The sequence below is a fragment of the Rahnella sp. R3(2024) genome, assembly GCF_042920125.1.
Classification (GTDB): Bacteria; Pseudomonadota; Gammaproteobacteria; order Enterobacterales; family Enterobacteriaceae; genus Rahnella; species Rahnella rivi.
The window spans coordinates 2,610,521-2,630,058 of record NZ_JBHGBU010000001.1; the positions used below are offsets into that span (position 1 = coordinate 2,610,521).

A 19,538-nucleotide genomic window follows, 5' to 3' on the forward strand; every position below is an offset into this window, starting at 1 on the left:
GGTGTCACTCCCCTGGCATTCAGTGTTCAGAATTCACTTTCCCGGCGCGTTGCCGGGAATCATCAATTTATTCGTTTTCTGTCATTATCTGGAACAGTTCTTCGTCGCTTTGCGCTCCGCGCAGACGGCGACACACTGTTTTATCAGCCAATTTTTTGGCCACTAAAGACAAGGTGTGTAAGTGGGTTTTACATTGATCTGCCGGAACCAGCAAGGCAAAAAGGAGATCCACCGGCTGATTGTCGATAGCGTCAAACGCGATCGGTTGATCGAGCTGAATAAACACGCCGACGGCGCGTAATGTGTCTTCTTCCAGCTTGCCGTGCGGGATGGCGATCCCGGCACCGATCCCGGTGCTGCCCATACGCTCACGGGTCAAAATGGCGTCGAAAATCACTTGTGGCGACAAATTCAATTGTTTGGCAGCCAGTTCGCTGATGATTTCCAGCGCGCGTTTTTTGCTGGCGCAATGAACGCCGCTTTTGGTGCATTCGGCATTCAGCACCGACGTTAATTGCATTGCAGTATCGTTGATCATGTCATCTTCACTTTTGCACTGATTCACCCTTAAAGCTATATCGGCTCGTTCCCCGAAGGTCACAAGCCGATGCCCGAAGGTGTGTAGCACAGGGTTGGCTACATGAATGTCAGTGCTGTTTCAGTTTGTCTTTATGTTTGTTCAGCTGGCGCGCCAGTTTATCAACCAGGCCGTCAATCGCTGCGTACATATCCTGATGCTCCGAGGTGGCATGCAACTCGCCTCCGTTCACATGCAGCGTCGCTTCCGCGATTTTCTGCACTTTTTCAACGCTTAACACCACATACACCTGATTTATCCTGTCGAAATACTGTTCGAGCTTCGCCAGTTTCATCGTGATGAATTCTCTCAGGGGATCGGTGATCTCAATGTGATGTCCGGTAATGTTGAGCTGCATAATGTCTTCCTTCTCTGTTGAGGTCAAACTAACTGTTTACGCTGGTTTGAGGGCGGGATGGACAAAGACTCTCGGTATTTTGCGACGGTACGGCGCGCCACCATAATTCCCTGATTGGAAAGCAGGGTAGCTAACTTACTGTCACTCAGCGGTTTTACAGGATTCTCCGCTGCAATTAATTTCTTCACCAGCGCCCGGATCGCGGTGGACGATGCCTCGCCGCCGCTGTCAGTACTGACGTGGCTGGAGAAGAAATACTTCAGTTCGAAAATGCCACGCGGGCTGTGCAGGAATTTCTGCGTTGTAACGCGTGAAATCGTCGATTCGTGCATTTCCACGGCGCTGGCGATATCGGCCAGCACCATCGGTTTCATGTATTCATCACCCATCTCAAAGAACGCCTGCTGCTGCTCAACGATGCAGCGCGTGACTTTCAGCAGCGTGTCGTTGCGGCTCTCCAGACTTTTGATCAACCACTTGGCTTCCTGCAAATTGCTGCGGATAAATTGCCCGTCGCTGTCGCTGCGGGTCGAATTGCCCATCGCAGCATAATGCTGGTTGATTTTCAGTCGCGGAATGCTGTCTGAGTTCAGTTCGACAGTCCAGACACCGGACACTTTGCGTACCAGCACATCCGGGATGACGTATTCGGATTCGCCGGTGTTGATCGACTGGCCTGGTCGCGGATCAAGAGACTGGATCAGGAGCATCGCTCCTTTCAGTGTATCTTCTTTTAGACGGGTTGATCGCATAAGTGCGCGGAAATCATGGTTCGCCAGCAAATCCAGATGTTCGCTGATGATAAGTCTGGCTTCTGTAATGAAAGGCGTTTCCGGGACGTACTGGGAAAGCTGAATCAGCAGACAGTCGCGCAGGTCGCGCGCGGCGACACCCACGGGATCAAAACGCTGAACGCGTTTGAGCACGGCTTCCACTTCGTCCATCGTGACGTCGTCATCGCCGATACTTTCGAGAATATCGTCCAGAGAAATCGTCAGATATCCGGTGTCATCCACCGCATCGACAATCGAGGTCGCGATAGCCGCATCGGTGTCGGAAAACGGCGTCAGTTCGACCTGCCACATCAGGTAATCCTGAAGCGTCTGGGTGGTTTCACCTTGATAAACGGGCAGCTCGTCGTCGCTGTAATCGTTACCGGTACCGGACGGTGTTCCGGCGGTGTAAATTTCATCCCAGGTCGCATCCAGCGGTAACTCTTCGGGCATGTCTTTTTGCTCGAGAGCCTCGCGGGTATCCAGACCTTCACTGTCAGCGGTTTCGACCGCATCGATCTCATCGTGAAGATCGGTTTGTTCCAGCAGAGGGTTGCTCTCCAGCGCGAGTTGGATCTCCTGTTGGAGCTCAAGCGTGGACAATTGCAACAGGCGGATTGCCTGCTGTAATTGAGGAGTCATTGCCAGTTGTTGGCTGAATCTGAGTTGCAAACCTTGCTTCATATCTTGGCTTTATATCCGTAGATGAGTTCGAACGGCAACACTTCGGTCAGAAACGGCCTGTTTCAGTGTAAAGCGAAACAGGCGCGCTTCAGGCGGCGCAGATCACAGACGGAATTCTTCACCAAGATAAACACGTTTCACTTGTTCATCAGCAAGAATGTCGGCTGGGGTGCCGTGGGCGATAAGCTTGCCCTGACTGACGATATAGGCGCGTTCACACACGTCGAGCGTTTCACGGACGTTGTGGTCAGTGATCAGAACGCCCAGACCGCTGTCGCGAAGATGCTCAATGATTTTTTTGATGTCGATAACGGAAATCGGGTCAACACCGGCAAAGGGTTCATCCAGCAGGATAAACTTAGGGTTGGCTGCCAGTGCGCGGGCAATTTCCACACGACGGCGTTCACCCCCGGACAGTGACTGGCCGAGGTTATCGCGCAAGTGAGAGATATGGAATTCTTCCATCAGCTCATTGGCGCGATCATTGCGCTGTTCTTTGTTCAGGTCGTCACGGATTTGCAGCACGGCCATCAGGTTGTCGAACACGCTGAGGCGGCGGAAAATAGAGGCTTCCTGAGGCAGGTAACCAATGCCGCGACGTGCGCGGGTATGCAATGGCAAAAGGCTGATGTCTTCGTCGTCAACGATGATTCGGCCAGCGTCACGCTGTACGATACCGACCACCATGTAGAAGGTGGTGGTTTTACCGGCACCGTTAGGGCCAAGTAATCCGACGATTTCGCCTGAATTGACTGCCAGGCTGACATCTTCAACGACCTTACGGCCTTTGTATGCCTTCGCCAGATTTTCTGCGATTAATTTTGCCATAAATTATCAGTTACTCTTTTTGGTCTGGCCACCGGCTGCTGCCGGGGTCTTTTCCTGCAACTGTGTCGGAACCAGCACGGTCGTGACACGGTTGCCTTTATCACTGAAGGCTTCCATCTGCTGTTTCTGCACCAGATAGGTAATACGATCGCCTTTCACATTGCTGTCCAGCTGTTCAAGGTAAGCGTTTCCGGTCAGGGTCACCAGATCGGTTTCCACTTCATAACGGACTTTCTGCGCGTGGCCTTTAATCGGTTTACCGTTGTCCTGCAACTGGTAGAAGGTCACCGGATTGCCGTAGCCTTCCACCACTTCTTTGCCGGAGACACCTTGCGGGCGGATCACCACAACTTTGTCGGCTTTAACCTGAATCGAGCCCTGATTCACCACCACATTGCCGGTAAAGGTTGCCGTGTTGGTGTTCACATCCAGCGCCTGATTGGCGGAATCAATGGTGATCGGTTTCGTTGTGTCGTCTTTCAGCGCGAATGCCGGAATGCTGATGGCCAACAACGAGCCGGTGATCAGAAGATTACGGATTTTATTTTTTGCTTTGAATTTCATAAGAGGTCGTTACCTTTTCGATCAGCTCTGCTGTTTTATCGCGCAGATTACCACGCATTTTCATGCCGTTAGATGTAAAACCTGTGCCATAAAGCGTTACTTCATCGTCTGAGGCAACGTCCTGTGTCGTCAGGTTAACCTGTGCATTATCCGTTTTGATTCTTTGCAGCTGTGATGTTTCTGGCGTCAGGCTGTCTGCCTGCACATGCCCATAAAGATAGAGCATTTTATCCTGAGTCATCTTGGCTTTATCAGAACGCAGCACCCAGGTTGGCACTTTATTCTTGTCATACATGGTCGCCACCGGGTTGGTAAACCATGTTACCTGATCGGTGGTGTAGTATTTGACCTGGTCCGACACCAGTTTGTAGGTCAGGCTTCCCAGCGGGTCATACACCATGGTTACCGTGTGGGAGCTTTGGTAGGTCGGTTCCTGATCGTTGACCGCCTGCGGCGCATCATCCGTATTGTCTGACAGTGACCAGCCAATCAGTATCAGCACGATGGCGGTCAGTACCAGAATGATCCAAAGTCTTGTTTTATTCATATCGACAGCCCTTTGGCGTCCTCCAGCTTGCCCTGCGCCAGCAGAATCAAGTCACATAATTCGCGTACTGCGCCACGGCCACCGGCAATGCGGGTCACGTAATGCGCCTTTGGCAGCAGGATAGGGTGTGCATCCTGAACCGCGACGGAAAGACCCACTTCAGCCATCACCGGCCAGTCAATCAGGTCGTCACCGATGTAAGCGACTTCCTCTGCCCGAAGCGACAGTGTATCTAACAGTTCGCGGAAGGCCAAAAGCTTATCTGATTGCCCCTGATACAAGTGGCGAATTCCAAGGGTTTTGGCGCGATCTTCCAGTAATTTCGCATTACGGCCTGTAATAATCGCGACCTCAATGTCGGACGTCAGCAGGCAACGAATTCCATAACCGTCGCGAACGTTGAAACTTTTCAGCTCTTCTCCCTGATTTCCCATGTAGATCAGGCCATCAGACATGACGCCGTCCACATCGCAAATCAGCAGGCGAACCGCTTTCGCACGTTCAAGCACATCGGTGCTGACCGGACCGTAGCAGGTATCCACCAGGGCTGCGCTATTACTCATTCAGGGCATTCCTCAATTAAACTACGCCAGCGCGCAGCATGTCGTGCATATGTAACACACCTAACAATTGGTCACCATCGGCAACCATCACACAGGTAATGTGTTTTTCCTGCATTAAATTCAGTGCGTCGACCGCCAGCAGGGAAGGGCGCACGCGCACGCCGCCGGTAGTCATCACTTCGGCAATGGACGCGTTATTGATATTGACGCCCATGTCGAAAATGCGGCGTAAGTCACCGTCGGTAAAGATCCCTTCGATTTTCATTAAATCGTCGCAGATGACGGTCATCCCCAAATTCTTGCGGGTAATTTCCAGCAGGGCATCACGCAGAGACGCATCGCGGCTGACGTGCGGGATTTCGTCACCGGAGTGCATGATATCGCTCACGCGCAGCAAGAGCTTGCGACCGAGTGCTCCGCCAGGGTGCGACAGGGCGAAATCTTCCGGTGTGAAGCCGCGCGCTTCCAGCAACGCGACGGCCAGCGCATCGCCCATCACCAGCACGGCGGTAGTGCTGCTGGTCGGTGCCAGCCCGAGCGGGCAGGCTTCTTTCGGAACACGCACGCAAAGGTGTACATCGGCGGCTTTTCCCATGGTACTTTCGGGATTGGCGGTCATGCAGATAAGCGTGATATCCAGGCGTTTTAATACCGGGATCAGCGACAGAATCTCGTGCGCTTCGCCGGAGTTGGAGATCAGGATCACGACGTCTTGTTTGGACACCATGCCCAAATCGCCGTGGCTGGCTTCGCCCGGATGTACAAAGAACGCCGGTGTGCCGGTGCTGGCGAAGGTCGCGGCCATCTTGCGGCCTATATGACCCGATTTACCCATCCCCATCACCACGACTTTGCCGGTACAGGCGAAAATCATTTTACAGGCGCGAGTGAAATCGCCATTAATGTATTGATCTAACTGCTCAAGTCCTTCACGTTCTGTTTTCAGCACTTCACGTCCGACAGCCTGGAAATCAAAGTCGGAGGCGAGGGTATCGTTAGCCATAGTCAATTCCTGACAGAGTTCAAAGGCCGATGCTGTCCGGTTGAAGGAACAGCACTGCCATATAGGCGATAAATCCACAGAGTAATAGTGCGCCCGCAACGTGACCGATACGATGTTTGCGCATCAGGCACAGCCCGGAGAGCACGATACTGACCGCCAGCATTACCCAGTAATCGCGATGAAACGCATCCGGGTTGAACGAGCCTGGCGCCACCAGCGCGGGTAATCCCAGCACCAGACAGGTATTAAAGATATTCGCGCCGATGATATTACCCAGCGCGATATCATCTTCACCTTTGATGGCACCGGCAATAAACGTTGCCAGTTCCGGCAGACTTGTCCCGATGGCGATGACCGTCAGGCCAATCACCAGCTCGCTGACACCAAAATAACGTGCAATAACCGTACTGTTGTCGACAATCATCCCGGACGCCAGCGGCATGATGATAAAGCCCAATGCCAGCCATAAAAACGCCACGGTATTACTGCTGTCGGAAGGAAGCTCAGACATCTGCTCGTAAGTCAGCGTATCCAGCCCTTCTTTTTCGGCCGCGCGGGCAATTTTTATCGCCAGCATCATAAACGCGGCGGCACTGGCCAGCAGCAAAACACCGTCAAAGCGACTAAGCTCTCCGTCACTTAACAGAAAACCACACAGTCCTGTGACCAGTAACAATAGAGGGAGTTCGCGGCGTAATATATCAGAACGAACGGAAAGTGGATGAATCAGGGCTGCACCGCCCAAAATCAGAAGAATATTAATGATATTTGAACCAATTGCGTTTCCAACCGCCAAATCCATTTGATCATTGATGGCGGCGGTAGTGGAAACGACCAGTTCCGGAAGGGATATGCCGACACCGACTACGGTAATGCCGATGATAAGCGGCGGCATGCCCATCGAGCGTGCTAATACTGCGGCTCCGTACACCAGACGATCGGCGGCATAAACAAGAAGTAAGAGGCCGACAATCATCAGTACGATAGCGAGAAGCATGCAACATCCTTTATTGGGTATAATGCGAGGTTCGTTGCCCGTTCAGGCAGGCGATTCCTTCGTCAACATAAGTTAAGGCAATATTTTGTACGAAAACGGCGCCAGCAGGTTCCTGTATGTTAGACGATGAAGGCTTTTATCATAAAATGGTAATTCGTTGATTTTGACCGTCTGTGGCGGAAAAGTAAATCGATGGCAACTTTGGTAACGAAACTGGGGTAAGTTTTTGTAAAAATACCAAAGTTATACAACACGGCTTGCGGGCCAGACGTATTCTTAGCGAAAGTAATTTAAGCGGAAGTCGTCTTTAGCGAAGGCATTCCGAAGGGATAAACGAATGAGTCAAAGCGAGTCGAATCTGGTTGAGATCAAAGGCATGAGTTTTGTGCGCGGCGATCGTCCCATTTTCGAAGAGATAAACATGACGGTCCCACGGGGTAAAATTACCGCCATTATGGGGCCTTCAGGGATCGGTAAAACGACGTTGCTGCGCCTTATCGGCGGTCAGCTGACGCCTGACAGCGGTGAAATCTGGTTCGACGGAGACAATATTCCCACTCTTTCGCGCCGTAAGCTTTATGAATCCCGCAAGAAAATGAGCATGTTGTTTCAGTCCGGTGCATTGTTTACTGACCTCAATGTGTTCGAGAATGTGGCGTTTCCGCTGCGCGAACACAGTAAATTGCCCGAAGCGTTATTGCGCAGCACCGTGACCATGAAACTGGAAGCGGTGGGTTTGCGCGGTGCCGGCGAACTGATGCCTGCTGAACTTTCCGGTGGGATGGCGAGGCGTGTTGCCCTGGCGCGTGCGATAGCACTCGACCCGGAACTGATCATGTTTGATGAACCCTTTGTGGGACAGGATCCGATCACCATGGGTGTCCTGGTCAAGCTGATTGACGAGCTGAACCATGCGCTGGGTGTCACCTGTATCGTGGTTTCCCATGATGTGCCTGAAGTTCTGAGCATCGCGGATTATGCGTATATCGTGGCTGCGCAACATGTCATTGCTGAAGGAACGCCTGAGGAGCTGCAAAACAATCCTGATCCGCGCGTTCGCCAGTTCCTTGACGGTATCGCCGATGGACCGGTGCCTTTCCGTTTCCCGGCCGGTGATTACAAAGCAGAGTTGCTCGGATAATGGAGTTTCCTATTTATGTTAACTAAGGCGCTCGCCTCAGTCGGACGTCGCGGGATACAAACCTGCGTGTCTTTTGGCCGTGCGGGCCTGATGCTCTTTCGGGCATTGGTCGGTAAGCCACAATTCGCCAAGCAGTGGCCTTTGCTGATTAAGCAACTCTACAGCGTGGGCGTGCTTTCCCTGTTGATTATCCTGGTGTCCGGTCTGTTTATCGGCATGGTGCTGGGATTACAGGGCTATTTGATTTTAACCACCTACAGCGCTGAAGCCAGCCTGGGCATGATGGTCGCGCTCTCTTTGCTGCGCGAACTGGGCCCGGTGGTCACCGCGTTACTGTTTGCCGGGCGCGCCGGGTCTGCATTAACCGCAGAGCTGGGTCTGATGAAAGCGACAGAACAAATCTCCAGTCTCGAAATGATGGCGATCGATCCGTTGCGCCGCGTTGTGGCACCGCGTTTCTGGGCCGGTCTGATTTCCATGCCTCTGCTGACAGCGATTTTTGTCGCGGTGGGGATTTGGGGCGGATCGCTGGTCGGTGTTGACTGGAAAGGGATCGACAGCGGTTTCTTCTGGTCAGCGATGCAAACCGCTGTAGACTGGCGGACTGACTTGCTTAACTGTCTGATTAAAAGCCTTGTTTTCGCTATCACCGTGACCTGGATTGCGCTGTTCAACGGCTATGATGCGATACCGACATCCGAAGGGATCAGCCGGGCAACGACACGTACTGTAGTGCATTCGTCACTGGCGGTGCTGGGATTAGATTTTGTGCTGACAGCACTGATGTTTGGAAATTAAAATCATGCAAACGAAAAAGAGTGAAATCTGGGTAGGCGCATTTTTGATTATCGCATTGATTGCGGTGGTTTTCCTGTGCCTTAAAGTGGCGGATATCCGCTCTATCGGTTCGGATCCGACCTACCGAATCTCAGCGGACTTCGACAACATCGGTGGCCTGAAAAGCGGCTCGCCGGTGAAAGTGGGTGGCGTCGTTATCGGCCGCGTCAGCAGTATTACGCTGGATAAAAACTACTCTCCGCGTGTCGAAATGGACATCGACCAGAAATACAACCAGATCCCGAGCACCAGTACGCTGGCTATCCGTACCTCCGGTTTATTAGGCGAACAATTCCTGGCACTGAACATTGGTTTTGAAGACCCGGAAATGGGAACGACTATCCTTAAAAATGGTGGCGTGATTCAGGACACCAAATCCGCGCTGGTTCTCGAAGATTTGATTGGACAGTTCCTGTACAAGAGCGGTGATGGCAAGGCGGATCCTGATGCGGGTGATACCACCGCTGCGCCAGCGTCAGAAGAGAAGACCGCGCCAGCACCTGACGCGAACACGGCTCCGCAACCGGCTGCCCATTAAGAATTGGCTCACGGATTCTCCACAAAAGAGGAAATAAGTATGTTTAAACGTTTAGTTATCGCTGCGCTGCTGGTGGTTATGGCCCCGATGGCCAATGCTGCTGTGGATAAAACCAATCCGTACAGCGTGATGAATGAAGCGGCGAGCAAGACTTTCACCCGCCTCAAAAATGAACAGCCAAAAATCAAGCAGGATCCTAACTATCTGCGTCAGGTCGTGCGAGACGAACTGCTGCCTTATGTGCAAATCAAATATGCCGGTGCACTGGTGTTAGGCCGTTATTATCAGCAGGCGACGCCTGCACAGCGTGATGCTTACTTCGCTGCGTTCAGCGACTACCTGCAACAGGCTTACGGCCAGGCGCTGGCGCTGTACAACGGCCAGAGCTATCAGGTTCAGCCAGAACAGTCCTACGCCGACAAAGACATCATCGCTATCCGCGTGACCATTACCGATCCAAACGGTCGTCCTCCGATTCGCCTGGACTTCCAGTGGCGTAAAAACAGCCGTACCGGTGAGTGGCAGGCTTATGACATGATCGCCGAAGGCGTCAGCATGATTTCCACCAAGCAAAACGAATGGGCGGATATCCTGCGTCAGAAAGGGATTGATGGTCTGACTGCGCGTCTGAAACAGGCTGCAGCACAACCGATTACTCTGGACCAAAAATGAGTGACACACTGCGCTGGGAATGCCAGCCGCCTTTGCTGACATTGCATGGCGACCTGGATCGCGAAACGCTGTTACCGGTCTGGGATGCGCGTAAAACGCTGCTCGCTGGCGTGACGCGTCTGGATGTTTCCGGTCTGGCGCGTGTGGATTCTTCCGGCCTGGCGTTGCTGGTACATCTGCGTCAGGAGGCCAGCCAGCAAGGTGCGTCCCTGACCGTGGAAGGCATCACCGATCGGCTGAGTACGCTTATCGCGCTGTACAACCTTCAGGACATTATTCCGGCCAACACCGACGCAGTGTCGGTGAGTCAATAATAGTGAATGGTTACGGCAAGTTAGCGATGCTGCCGTGAACCCCTGACGTCATGACCTCAAAGCCCCTGTGCGAAACTCTTCCTCAGGGGCTTTTTCGTGGTTTAAGATTTGCCCCGATCCCTATAAGATACCGGGCTGTTATGATCCTTCAGAAGAATTGATCCCTATGGAAACGAATGAAATTAAAGACGTGCTGATGAACGCATTGGCACTGGAAGAAGCACACATTACTGGCGATGGCAGTCATTTTCAGGCCATTGTCGTTGGTGCGATGTTTGATGGCATGAGCCGCGTGAAAAAACAGCAGACCGTTTACGCCCCGCTGATGGAATACATCGCCGACAATCGAATTCATGCACTGTCTATCAAGGCGTATACCCCTGAAGAATGGGCGCGTGACCGTAAACTGAGTGGGTTATAAGACTGTCGGGCAGCCGGCAGCTTCCTCGTCTTTGACTTGTATTTGAACCTCATAAAAGAGAGCAGTCACAATGGATAAATTCCGTGTACAGGGTGGGACTCGCTTAAGTGGCGAAGTCACCATCTCTGGTGCAAAAAATGCAGCACTTCCTATTTTGTTTGCCGCACTGCTTGCTGAAGAGCCGGTTGAACTTCAGAACGTTCCTTATCTGAAAGACATCGATACCACGATCAAACTGCTCGGTCAGTTGGGTACCAAAATTGAACGCAACGGTTCTGTGTTCGTTGATGCCAGCGGTGTGAATGAGTTTTGTGCGCCGTACGACTTAGTGAAAACCATGCGTGCCTCCATCTGGGCGCTGGGTCCGCTGGTCGCGCGTTTTGGTCGCGGTCAGGTTTCCCTGCCGGGTGGCTGTGCGATTGGCGCACGTCCGGTTGACCTGCACATCAGCGGTCTGGAACAGCTTGGCGCAACGATCGTGCTGGAAGAAGGCTATGTGAAAGCTTCTGTTGATGGTCGCCTGAAAGGCGCGCACATCGTGATGGATAAAGTCAGCGTGGGCGCGACGGTAACCATCATGAGTGCGGCGACACTGGCCGAAGGCACCACCATTATTGAAAACGCCGCGCGTGAGCCGGAAATTGTCGATACTGCCAACTTCCTCAATACGCTGGGCGCGAACATCACAGGCGCAGGCACCGATAAGATCACCATCGAAGGCGTTGCACGTCTGGGTGGCGGTGTGTACCGCGTGGTACCTGATCGCATCGAAACCGGGACTTTCCTGGTGGCGGCGGCGATTTCCGGTGGCAAAGTCACCTGCCGCGAAGCCCGCCCTGATACGCTGGATGCCGTTCTGGCAAAACTGCGTGAAGCGGGTGGCGATGTCGAAGTGGGCGAAGACTGGGTCAGCCTGGACATGCATGGTAAACGCGCCAAAGCCGTCACTTTCCGTACCGCGCCTCACCCTGGCTTCCCGACTGACATGCAGGCGCAGTTCAGCCTGCTGAACCTGGTGGCTGAAGGGACCGGTGTGATCACCGAGACAATCTTCGAAAACCGCTTCATGCACGTGCCTGAGCTTATCCGTATGGGTGCTCACGCTGAAATTGAAGGCAGCACCCTGATTTGTCATGGTGTTGAGAAACTGTCGGGTGCTCAGGTGATGGCGACCGATCTGCGTGCATCAGCCAGCCTGGTTCTGGCGGGTTGTATCGCTGAAGGCGTAACCGTGGTTGACCGTATTTATCACATCGACCGTGGTTACGAGCGTATCGAAGATAAATTGCGTCAGCTGGGCGCTAAAATCGAGCGCTTTAAAGGCGAGTAATGACTCAGGCCTGAAGCAATAAAAAAGCCGGAAGGGGAAACCTTTCCGGCTTTTTTGTTTGTGTAATATCTGCGGTCAGTGGTCGGGATATTCCTGCACCGTGACGTGCAGCGTCAACTTGTCGCCGTTACGCATAATTTCTACCGGGATCACCGTGCCAGGGCGTATTTCTGCCACCTGGTCCATCGTTTCAATGGCGGAGACGGCAGGCTTATTATTGACGTTTACAATCACGTCACTGACCTTCATACCGGCATTCGCCGCCGGACCGTTTGCCGTCACTTCGTTCACGACGATGCCCTGAATACGATCCAGCCCGCTGTTCGGCCCGTGCAGAGGAGAAACTTCCCGTCCGCTGATGCCGATATAACCGCGGATCACACGCCCGTCGCGGATCAATTTGCCCATCACTTTGGTTGCAAGAGCCGTCGGGATTGCAAAGCCAATGCCTTCCGGCGTCGCGCCGTCATTGCTCTGGTCAAAGGATAATGTATTGATGCCCACCAGTTCACCCAGTGAGTTCACCAGCGCCCCGCCGGAGTTACCCTGGTTGATTGATGCATCGGTTTGCAGGAAGTTCTGACGGCCGGATGGACTGAGGCCGATACGCCCCGTGGCGCTGATGATGCCCTGCGTCACTGTCTGGCCGAGGTTGTACGGGTTACCGATCGCCATAACAATATCGCCGACGTGCGGATTACGGTTCGGGTTGATCGGGATTACCGGCAGATTACCGGCGTTGATTTTCAGCACCGCGAGGTCAGTCAGGCTGTCGGAACCAACCAGCAATGCTTCGAAAACCCGGCCATCCTGCAATGCGACGATGATCTGATCGGCATTGTTGATCACATGTTTGTTGGTGAGGATATAACCGCTGTCATTCATGATCACGCCGGAGCCCAGCGTGCGGATCTGTAATTCGTTTTGCGAGCTGTTGCCCATGTTGCGGTTGTACACATTGACTACCGCGGGCGCAGCGTGGCGTACACCGGCGTTATAGCTGACCGGTTCTTCGCTGGTTTGATTGAAGTTACGCTCAAAAAGCGGTTCTGTGATCTTTTTACGCAGCATAGGGACCGCCGCCAGCAAAAGGCCGGCAACAATCAGTCCGATAATGGCGGATCTCAATAGCTTAACAAACATGAGTGTATGGGGTGCGAGATGAAAAGTGACTGAAGAATAGCACGACTTAATCGGACGCAGCAGCATCTGCGTCCGATTTTCAACGCTTTACGGCATCAGCAGGTACATATTTTGCCCTTTGCGCAGAATGCTCAGGGCGATCAGGTCCGGTTTGGTTTCAAGGATCTTGCGTAAGGCGGCCAGATTGTCGATGGGTTCACGGTTAACACCGATGATCACATCGTCTTTCTCCAGGCCCACCTGCTCTGCCGGTGTGCCTTTCTTCACGTCATCGACCTGAACACCTTTGCCTGTCTTAGCGTCCACATCACTGAGCGTAACGCCCTGTAAGGCCGGGTTGATTTTCTCGATGCTGACTTCCACTGCCGGGCTCTGGGCCAGTGTGACACTCACCGTCATCGGTTTGCCTTCGCGCAGTAAACCAATCTGCATCACGACGCCCGGACCGGCAGTACCGACTTTGGCGCGCAGTTCTGCGAAGCTGCTGAGCGTTTTACCCTGCAACGTAATCAGTACGTCACCGGATTTAATGCCCGCTTTGGCTGCCGCAGAATCTGGCAGCACTTCATTGACGAAGGCCCCACGCTGACTGTCCAGCTTGAAGGCCTGCGCCAGTTCGGGGGTCATTTCACTGCCACGGATGCCCAGCAGGCCGCGTTTGACCTCGCCAAACTCAATCAGCTGATGGCTCAGATTTTTCGCCATGTTCACCGGGATAGCAAACCCAATACCGACGCTGCCACCCTGAGAAGAGATGATTGCGGTATTGATCCCGATGAGCTCACCTTTCAGGTTAAGCAATGCACCACCGGAATTTCCCCGGTTAATGGAGGCATCGGTCTGGATAAAGTTCTCCAGCCCTTCGAGATTCAGCCCGCTGCGCCCGAGTGCCGAGACGATACCGGAGGTGACGGTTTGCCCAAGCCCGAACGGGTTGCCTACTGCGACGGCGAAATCGCCGACCTGCAAGGCATCAGAATCGGCCATTGCGATTTGCGTCAGGTTTTTCGCATCAATCAGTTGGATCACGGCGATATCTGACTGGTCATCTTTACCAATCAGTTTTGCCTTGTACTCGCGGCCATCGTTGAGCTGGACGGTAATTTTATCCGCATTGTTCACAACGTGATTGTTGGTCAGAACGTAACCTTTTGCGGCATCAATGATCACGCCGGAGCCCAGCCCTTCGAACGGCTGTGCACCCTGATTAGGCTCAGGATCTTGCTGACCAAAGAAGAATTTGAATTCCGGAGGAACGTCAGTGCTTGGCGGTTGCGTTCCGGAAACCTGAACGCCGACGACCGCGGGCAAGACTTTTTCAAGCATCGGCGCCAGACTTGGCAGCGGTTGCCCTTGTACAGCCATTGGCAAAGCGGCACTTGCCATCGGCGCAGAAGCGAAGGTTAATCCAAGGCTAACAGCTAACACACTGAGCAAAAATGACTTTTTCTTCATCAGGATAACTCTCTCGCTTTCTGTAATGGGCGTCTTTTACGGACAATCGAACGATGATTCACAGCACGGGAAGGGTCAGGTCTGGAGAACGGTGCATGCGCAGGGCATGCACCGTATTTGTCCCGGCGCCGGAGAACTGCGGGGCCGGGCAATCGCGTCTGTTATTTGCGAACAGGACGCTCGCCACGCAGCAGACCCGATGCACCATCGGAGTAATCGCGTGGCATCTGCACAGGTGCCTGATCGTTATCTGCTTCAGAACCGGTCAGACGGTAGTTGAACGGATTATCTTGCTGTGGCAAGTCCGGCAACAGGTTGTTGGAGCTCTTCGCCATGTGCTGATAAAGCTGACGGTAATCCGTCGCCATGTTATCGAGCAGTTCTGCGCTGCGCGCAAAGTGGCCTGTCAGTTCCTGACGGTATTCGTCGAGTTCTGCTTTGCTTTTCTCCAGCTCATTTTTCATCACTTGCTGATCGCGTAATTGACGATTGCCAAAGCGCATCGCCACCGCACCAATCGCGATACCGACCACTAATCCAATGAGTGCATACTCCCAGGTCATAATGACTCCTATTTTGACTTCGTTGTCCCGCAGGGCTTTTTCACGTAACTTTTATGACTTAACTTTTTTACACAATGGTTTTAACGTAATTGTCACACGCATTCGTCATGCAATAGCTCCACTATAACCGTTAACCTTGTCCGAGTGGAATCCTGCCGTCACAATCACCGCGGTCCGACGCTTTTTTCACGCGCAGACTGAGGGTAAAAGCGGCGAACAGACGGCAAAAAAGCGGCGAAACGACGTGAAAAACGTAAAATTTTTTTCTCAGGGACGTTAACTAACATGCAACCCAAATCACCCCTTATCCTTTATCAGAACGCCGTAGATGCCGGAGAGTTCCAGCCGGACGCCGTTCAGAAGCAGGCCGTCGCCCAGCTCGATGCCATTTATCAGGCGCTGAGTACCAACACTGCGCCCACAGCTCAACCCGCCAGCCGCGGGGGCCTGCTCGGTCGCCTGTTCGGCAAAGCCCCGGTAAAAACCGCGCAACGCCCGGTTCAGGGCTTATATATGTGGGGCGGAGTAGGGCGAGGCAAGACCTGGCTGATGGATCTGTTTTTCCACAGTTTGCCGGGCGATCGCAAACTGCGACTGCACTTCCACCGCTTTATGTTGCGCGTGCATCAGGAACTGACCCAGCTTCAGGGGCAGGAAGATCCGCTGGAAGTGATCGCCGACCGCTTTAAAGCAGAAACCGATGTGTTGTGTTTCGATGAATTCTTTGTTTCCGATATCACCGATGCCATGCTGCTGGCGACGCTACTGCAGGCGCTTTTTGCCCGTGGTATCACGCTGATCGCCACCTCCAACATTCCGCCGGATTTGCTGTACCGTAACGGCCTGCAACGTGCACGCTTCCTGCCAGCCATTGATCTGATTAAAGAATACTGCGACGTGCTTAACGTTGATGCAGGAATCGATTACCGTCTGCGCACACTGACGCAGGCGAATCTGTGGCTGTCACCGGCGGGAGCGCAAACCGCCGATACGATGCACTCCATGCTTGGAAAACTGACCGGAAACCACAGTGGTTCCGCCAATGAGCGGCCTGTGCTGGAAGTGAATCATCGCCCGATGCAGGCCATTGCGGCCGTCGATGGCGTCCTGGCGGTGGAGTTCCATACGCTGTGTGAAGAAGCCCGTAGCCAGCTCGATTACATCGCGCTGTCGAAAATCTATCACAGCGTGTTATTGCATAACGTCCCGGTGATGGGAGCCGACAGCGAGAATGCCGCCCGCCGTTTTCTGGCGCTGGTCGATGAATTCTATGAACGCCACGTGAAACTGGTGATCTCCGCTGCGGTGCCGATGTTTGAAATTTATCAGGGCGAGCGGTTGAAGTTCGAATACCAGCGCTGCCTGTCGCGCCTGCAGGAGATGCAAAGTGAGGAATATCTGAAGCGACCTCATCTGCCCTGATTGTTAGCTGATTATTTTTTGTTCTATTTGTGATATAAAAGACCCGGTACAGCCTGCATAGCGAACCTTCAGACGGCCCTGAGGGAAATCTTCCTTTTTGTCGAAAAAGGGTTCGATTTTTGCAGGAGACTTCTCTATAATCTTGCGACCCCACGTTACTACAAAGTTTTTTTCCCGAAACTTTATAAGTGCCAGCATTGGCTATTCGAAGGGGTAGGTTTGCTGGACGATGGTCGTGTGAACCTCAAATACTTATTTTATAAACAAGTAAGCGTTCGGGTGTTCGCCAACGTGTAACTTTAATTGGGTAAGCTTTTAATGAAAACTTTTACAGCTAAACCGGAAACCGTACAACGTGACTGGTTCGTAGTTGACGCTACCGGCAAGACCTTAGGTCGCCTGGCCACTGAACTGGCCCGCCGTCTGCGTGGCAAACATAAAGCGGAATACACTCCGCACGTTGATACTGGTGATTACATCATCGTTCTGAACGCAGAAAAAGTTGCTGTAACCGGCAACAAGCGTAACGACAAGATTTATTACCATCACACCGGCCACATCGGTGGTATCAAGCAAGCGACCTTTGAAGAGATGATCGCTCGCCGTCCTGAACGCGTGATCGAGCTCGCGGTTAAAGGCATGTTGCCAAAGGGCCCGTTGGGTCGTGCAATGTACCGTAAAATGAAAGTTTACGCGGGTAACGAGCACACTCATGCGGCGCAACAACCGCAAGTTCTTGACATTTAATTCGGGATTATAGGCAATGGCTGAAAATCAATACTACGGCACTGGTCGCCGCAAAAGCTCCGCCGCTCGTGTTTTCATCAAACCGGGTAGTGGTAACATCGTAATCAACCAGCGTAGCCTGGAACAGTACTTTGGTCGTGAAACTGCCCGCATGGTAGTTCGTCAACCACTGGAACTGGTCGATATGGTTACTAAATTTGACCTGTACATCACTGTTAAAGGTGGTGGTATCTCCGGTCAGGCTGGCGCTATCCGTCACGGTATCACCCGTGCACTGATGGAATATGACGAAAATCTGCGTGGCGAACTGCGTAAAGCAGGCTTCGTTACTCGCGATGCTCGTCAGGTTGAACGTAAGAAAGTCGGCCTGCGTAAAGCACGTCGTCGTCCTCAGTTCTCCAAGCGTTAATTTTCTGCTGCTCATGCAGCACAGTGCTACGGCACGAAAATCAACGTCAAAAACCCGGTGCTACACCGGGTTTTTTTATGCCCGTCATTCCGCCAGGGCGTGTGTAAAACAGGCATTAATGATTTTCAGACACACAATTCACCACGAAATCATCTCGCCGTCCCCACAGCACGCGTAAAATCTGGTAAACTATCACACACTTTTGTGCCTATTCGCCGAGCAGTTGACGTTGCCGCGCTTCCTGGTTGGGTTCGCCCTGCCAACGGTTGTCTATGAAACTACGGAACAAAAACTGCAGGCTGGCGATAAAATGATTGTTCAGGATAGCAGCCTGACAGTTGGCTATTCGCTGTATAATTCTAGATAACTTGGAGGTTTTCATGGCTGTCGCTGCCAACAAACGTTCGGTAATGACGCTGTTTTCCGGCCCGACCGACATTTTTAGCCATCAAGTACGTATCGTACTGGCCGAAAAAGGTGTCAGTGTCGAGATTGAGCAGGTTGAGATGGATCACCTGCCGCAGGATCTTATTGACCTCAACCCCTATCGCACCGTGCCAACGCTGGTCGATCGTGAGCTGACCCTGTTCGAATCCCGCATCATCATGGAATACCTTGATGAGCGCTTCCCGCATCCACCACTGATGCCGGTTTATCCGGTTGCACGTGGTGAGAGCCGTCTGATGATGCACCGCATCGAAAACGACTGGTACTCTCTGATGCGTCAGGTTGAACAAGGTACGGCTGCTGAAGCTGATGCAGCACGTAAGCAGTTGCGCGAAGAGCTGCTGGCGATTGCGCCAATCTTCTCTTACATGCCTTATTTCAAAAGCGAAGAGTTTAGCCTGGTCGATTGCTACCTGGCACCGCTGTTATGGCGTTTGCCAGAGCTGGGTATTGAGCTGTCCGGTACCGGTTCTAAAGAGCTGAAAGGCTACATGACCCGCGTATTCGAACGTGATGCATTCCTGGCTTCTCTGACCGAACCCGAGCGCGAAATGCGTTTGCATACACGAGGTTAAGGTATGGAGATGAACGACATGTCTCCGCGCCGGCCTTACCTGTTGCGGGCCTTTTATGAGTGGTTACTCGATAACCAGCTCACTCCGCACCTGGTGGTTGATGTCACGATGCCCGGCGTCATGGTTCCGATGGAGTTTGCTCGTGACGGACAAATTGTTCTGAACGTTGCACCTCGCGCCGTCGGTAATCTTGAACTGGGTAATGACGATGTACGTTTCAACGCCCGCTTCGGCGGTGTGCCGCGTAATGTGTTCGTGCCGATTGCCGCTGTACTGGCGATTTATGCCCGTGAAAACGGGGCTGGAACCATGTTCGAGCCTGAACCGGCTTACGAAGCTGAAGGTGCCTTCGCGGGTAACCTGAGCAACGATGAGACATCAGAACCGACTATGTCTGTGATTGACGGTGATTTACCGGATGTCACGGAAGAAGGCCCTGATGACGAGCCACCTGCGCCACCACGCGGTGGACGCCCGGCATTACGCGTCGTTAAGTAACACGTCGTCGAATGAACCCAGGTTTTCTGTAAAGCCTGACAAAAACCCTGCGTTAATACGCGGGGTTTTTTATTGCCTGTCTCTGCCTGTGTCTCCTTTCGCCAGTGCGTAATGGCTGTGTTATGATTCAAA

The 19,538-nt window shown here is 52.9% G+C and carries 24 protein-coding genes; 12 read left to right on the plus strand and 12 right to left on the minus strand.

Annotation, left to right across the window (positions count from 1 at the left end; genetic code table 11):
* Positions 1–67: 67 nt before the first annotated feature.
* From ptsN to ABSH60_RS11880, 9 genes are all read right to left on the minus strand, one after another.
* Positions 68–538, minus strand: a complete 471-nt coding sequence (ptsN, locus tag ABSH60_RS11840) for a PTS IIA-like nitrogen regulatory protein PtsN (RefSeq protein ID WP_056776248.1) — start codon at positions 536–538, stop codon at positions 68–70.
* Positions 539–647: 109 nt separating this feature from the next.
* Positions 648–935 carry a ribosome hibernation promoting factor gene (hpf, locus tag ABSH60_RS11845; protein WP_056776250.1) on the minus strand — a complete coding sequence of 96 codons (288 nt, stop codon included), beginning with the start codon at positions 933–935 and terminating at the stop codon, positions 648–650.
* A 23-nt stretch (positions 936–958) separates the two neighbouring features.
* Positions 959–2,392 carry an RNA polymerase factor sigma-54 gene (gene rpoN, locus ABSH60_RS11850; RefSeq protein WP_056776252.1) on the minus strand — a complete coding sequence of 478 codons (1,434 nt, stop codon included), beginning with the start codon at positions 2,390–2,392 and terminating at the stop codon, positions 959–961.
* Between the two features lie 102 nt (positions 2,393–2,494).
* A complete protein-coding gene (lptB, locus tag ABSH60_RS11855) occupies positions 2,495–3,220 on the minus strand; it encodes an LPS export ABC transporter ATP-binding protein (RefSeq protein WP_056776254.1) in 726 nt (241 codons plus the stop codon).
* A 6-nt stretch (positions 3,221–3,226) separates the two neighbouring features.
* The gene (gene lptA / locus ABSH60_RS11860; RefSeq protein WP_056776257.1) at positions 3,227–3,784 is read right to left on the minus strand and encodes a lipopolysaccharide ABC transporter substrate-binding protein LptA; all 558 of its coding nucleotides are present in this window, start codon (positions 3,782–3,784) and stop codon (positions 3,227–3,229) included.
* Entirely contained in the window at positions 3,762–4,331 is a 570-nt protein-coding gene (gene lptC / locus ABSH60_RS11865) for an LPS export ABC transporter periplasmic protein LptC (RefSeq protein WP_056776259.1), read from the minus strand. Before lptC ends, lptA begins: the two co-directional genes overlap by 23 nt.
* On the minus strand, positions 4,328–4,894 hold the full coding sequence (gene kdsC / locus ABSH60_RS11870) for a 3-deoxy-manno-octulosonate-8-phosphatase KdsC (protein WP_056776262.1): 567 nt from the start codon (positions 4,892–4,894) through the stop codon (positions 4,328–4,330). The genes lptC and kdsC overlap by 4 nt, the downstream gene beginning before the upstream one ends.
* A 16-nt stretch (positions 4,895–4,910) precedes the next feature.
* Complete coding sequence (kdsD, locus tag ABSH60_RS11875; protein WP_056776264.1) at positions 4,911–5,897, minus strand: arabinose-5-phosphate isomerase KdsD; 987 nt, start codon at positions 5,895–5,897, stop codon at positions 4,911–4,913.
* Positions 5,898–5,916: 19 nt separating this feature from the next.
* The gene (locus ABSH60_RS11880) at positions 5,917–6,894 is read right to left on the minus strand and encodes a calcium/sodium antiporter (RefSeq protein WP_056776267.1); all 978 of its coding nucleotides are present in this window, start codon (positions 6,892–6,894) and stop codon (positions 5,917–5,919) included.
* A 337-nt stretch (positions 6,895–7,231) separates the two neighbouring features.
* Between ABSH60_RS11880 and mlaF the strand changes: the two genes are divergently transcribed.
* The 7 genes from mlaF to murA all read left to right on the plus strand — a co-directional run bounded on the left by mlaF (position 7,232) and on the right by murA (position 12,147).
* On the plus strand, positions 7,232–8,035 hold the full coding sequence (mlaF, locus tag ABSH60_RS11885; RefSeq protein ID WP_056776271.1) for a phospholipid ABC transporter ATP-binding protein MlaF: 804 nt from the start codon (positions 7,232–7,234) through the stop codon (positions 8,033–8,035).
* A 15-nt stretch (positions 8,036–8,050) separates the two neighbouring features.
* The gene (gene mlaE / locus ABSH60_RS11890; RefSeq protein ID WP_112169205.1) at positions 8,051–8,833 is read left to right on the plus strand and encodes a lipid asymmetry maintenance ABC transporter permease subunit MlaE; all 783 of its coding nucleotides are present in this window, start codon (positions 8,051–8,053) and stop codon (positions 8,831–8,833) included.
* A 4-nt stretch (positions 8,834–8,837) separates the two neighbouring features.
* The gene (gene mlaD / locus ABSH60_RS11895) at positions 8,838–9,410 is read left to right on the plus strand and encodes an outer membrane lipid asymmetry maintenance protein MlaD (protein ID WP_056777186.1); all 573 of its coding nucleotides are present in this window, start codon (positions 8,838–8,840) and stop codon (positions 9,408–9,410) included.
* 39 nt (positions 9,411–9,449) lie between these two features.
* Positions 9,450–10,082: a phospholipid-binding protein MlaC gene (gene mlaC, locus ABSH60_RS11900; protein WP_056776278.1), complete on the plus strand. Its 633-nt coding sequence runs from the start codon at positions 9,450–9,452 to the stop codon at positions 10,080–10,082.
* Entirely contained in the window at positions 10,079–10,396 is a 318-nt protein-coding gene (mlaB, locus tag ABSH60_RS11905; RefSeq protein ID WP_390974087.1) for a lipid asymmetry maintenance protein MlaB, read from the plus strand. Before mlaC ends, mlaB begins: the two co-directional genes overlap by 4 nt.
* A 166-nt stretch (positions 10,397–10,562) precedes the next feature.
* Positions 10,563–10,817, plus strand: coding sequence for a BolA family iron metabolism protein IbaG (gene ibaG, locus ABSH60_RS11910; protein ID WP_056776285.1), 255 nt, complete (start codon positions 10,563–10,565; stop codon positions 10,815–10,817).
* Positions 10,818–10,887: 70 nt separating this feature from the next.
* Positions 10,888–12,147: a UDP-N-acetylglucosamine 1-carboxyvinyltransferase gene (gene murA, locus ABSH60_RS11915; protein WP_122094450.1), complete on the plus strand. Its 1,260-nt coding sequence runs from the start codon at positions 10,888–10,890 to the stop codon at positions 12,145–12,147.
* 75 nt (positions 12,148–12,222) lie between these two features.
* Here murA and degS read toward each other — a convergent pair whose 3' ends face one another.
* The 3 genes from degS to zapG all read right to left on the minus strand — a co-directional run bounded on the left by degS (position 12,223) and on the right by zapG (position 15,308).
* On the minus strand, positions 12,223–13,290 hold the full coding sequence (degS, locus tag ABSH60_RS11920; protein WP_056776293.1) for an outer membrane-stress sensor serine endopeptidase DegS: 1,068 nt from the start codon (positions 13,288–13,290) through the stop codon (positions 12,223–12,225).
* Positions 13,291–13,377: 87 nt separating this feature from the next.
* The gene (degQ, locus tag ABSH60_RS11925) at positions 13,378–14,745 is read right to left on the minus strand and encodes a serine endoprotease DegQ (protein WP_056776298.1); all 1,368 of its coding nucleotides are present in this window, start codon (positions 14,743–14,745) and stop codon (positions 13,378–13,380) included.
* Between the two features lie 161 nt (positions 14,746–14,906).
* Positions 14,907–15,308, minus strand: a complete 402-nt coding sequence (gene zapG, locus ABSH60_RS11930) for a Z-ring associated protein ZapG (RefSeq protein WP_056776302.1) — start codon at positions 15,306–15,308, stop codon at positions 14,907–14,909.
* 285 nt (positions 15,309–15,593) lie between these two features.
* Between zapG and zapE the strand changes: the two genes are divergently transcribed.
* From zapE to sspB, 5 genes are all read left to right on the plus strand, one after another.
* Positions 15,594–16,730, plus strand: a complete 1,137-nt coding sequence (zapE, locus tag ABSH60_RS11935; protein ID WP_390974090.1) for a cell division protein ZapE — start codon at positions 15,594–15,596, stop codon at positions 16,728–16,730.
* Between the two features lie 318 nt (positions 16,731–17,048).
* Complete coding sequence (gene rplM / locus ABSH60_RS11940) at positions 17,049–17,477, plus strand: 50S ribosomal protein L13 (RefSeq protein WP_013577239.1); 429 nt, start codon at positions 17,049–17,051, stop codon at positions 17,475–17,477.
* Between the two features lie 16 nt (positions 17,478–17,493).
* On the plus strand, positions 17,494–17,886 hold the full coding sequence (gene rpsI / locus ABSH60_RS11945) for a 30S ribosomal protein S9 (protein WP_056776311.1): 393 nt from the start codon (positions 17,494–17,496) through the stop codon (positions 17,884–17,886).
* A gap of 380 nt (positions 17,887–18,266) precedes the next feature.
* A complete protein-coding gene (sspA, locus tag ABSH60_RS11950; RefSeq protein ID WP_056776315.1) occupies positions 18,267–18,908 on the plus strand; it encodes a stringent starvation protein SspA in 642 nt (213 codons plus the stop codon).
* Between the two features lie 3 nt (positions 18,909–18,911).
* Entirely contained in the window at positions 18,912–19,406 is a 495-nt protein-coding gene (sspB, locus tag ABSH60_RS11955; protein ID WP_056776320.1) for a ClpXP protease specificity-enhancing factor, read from the plus strand.
* The last annotated feature ends 132 nt before the right edge of the window (positions 19,407–19,538 follow it).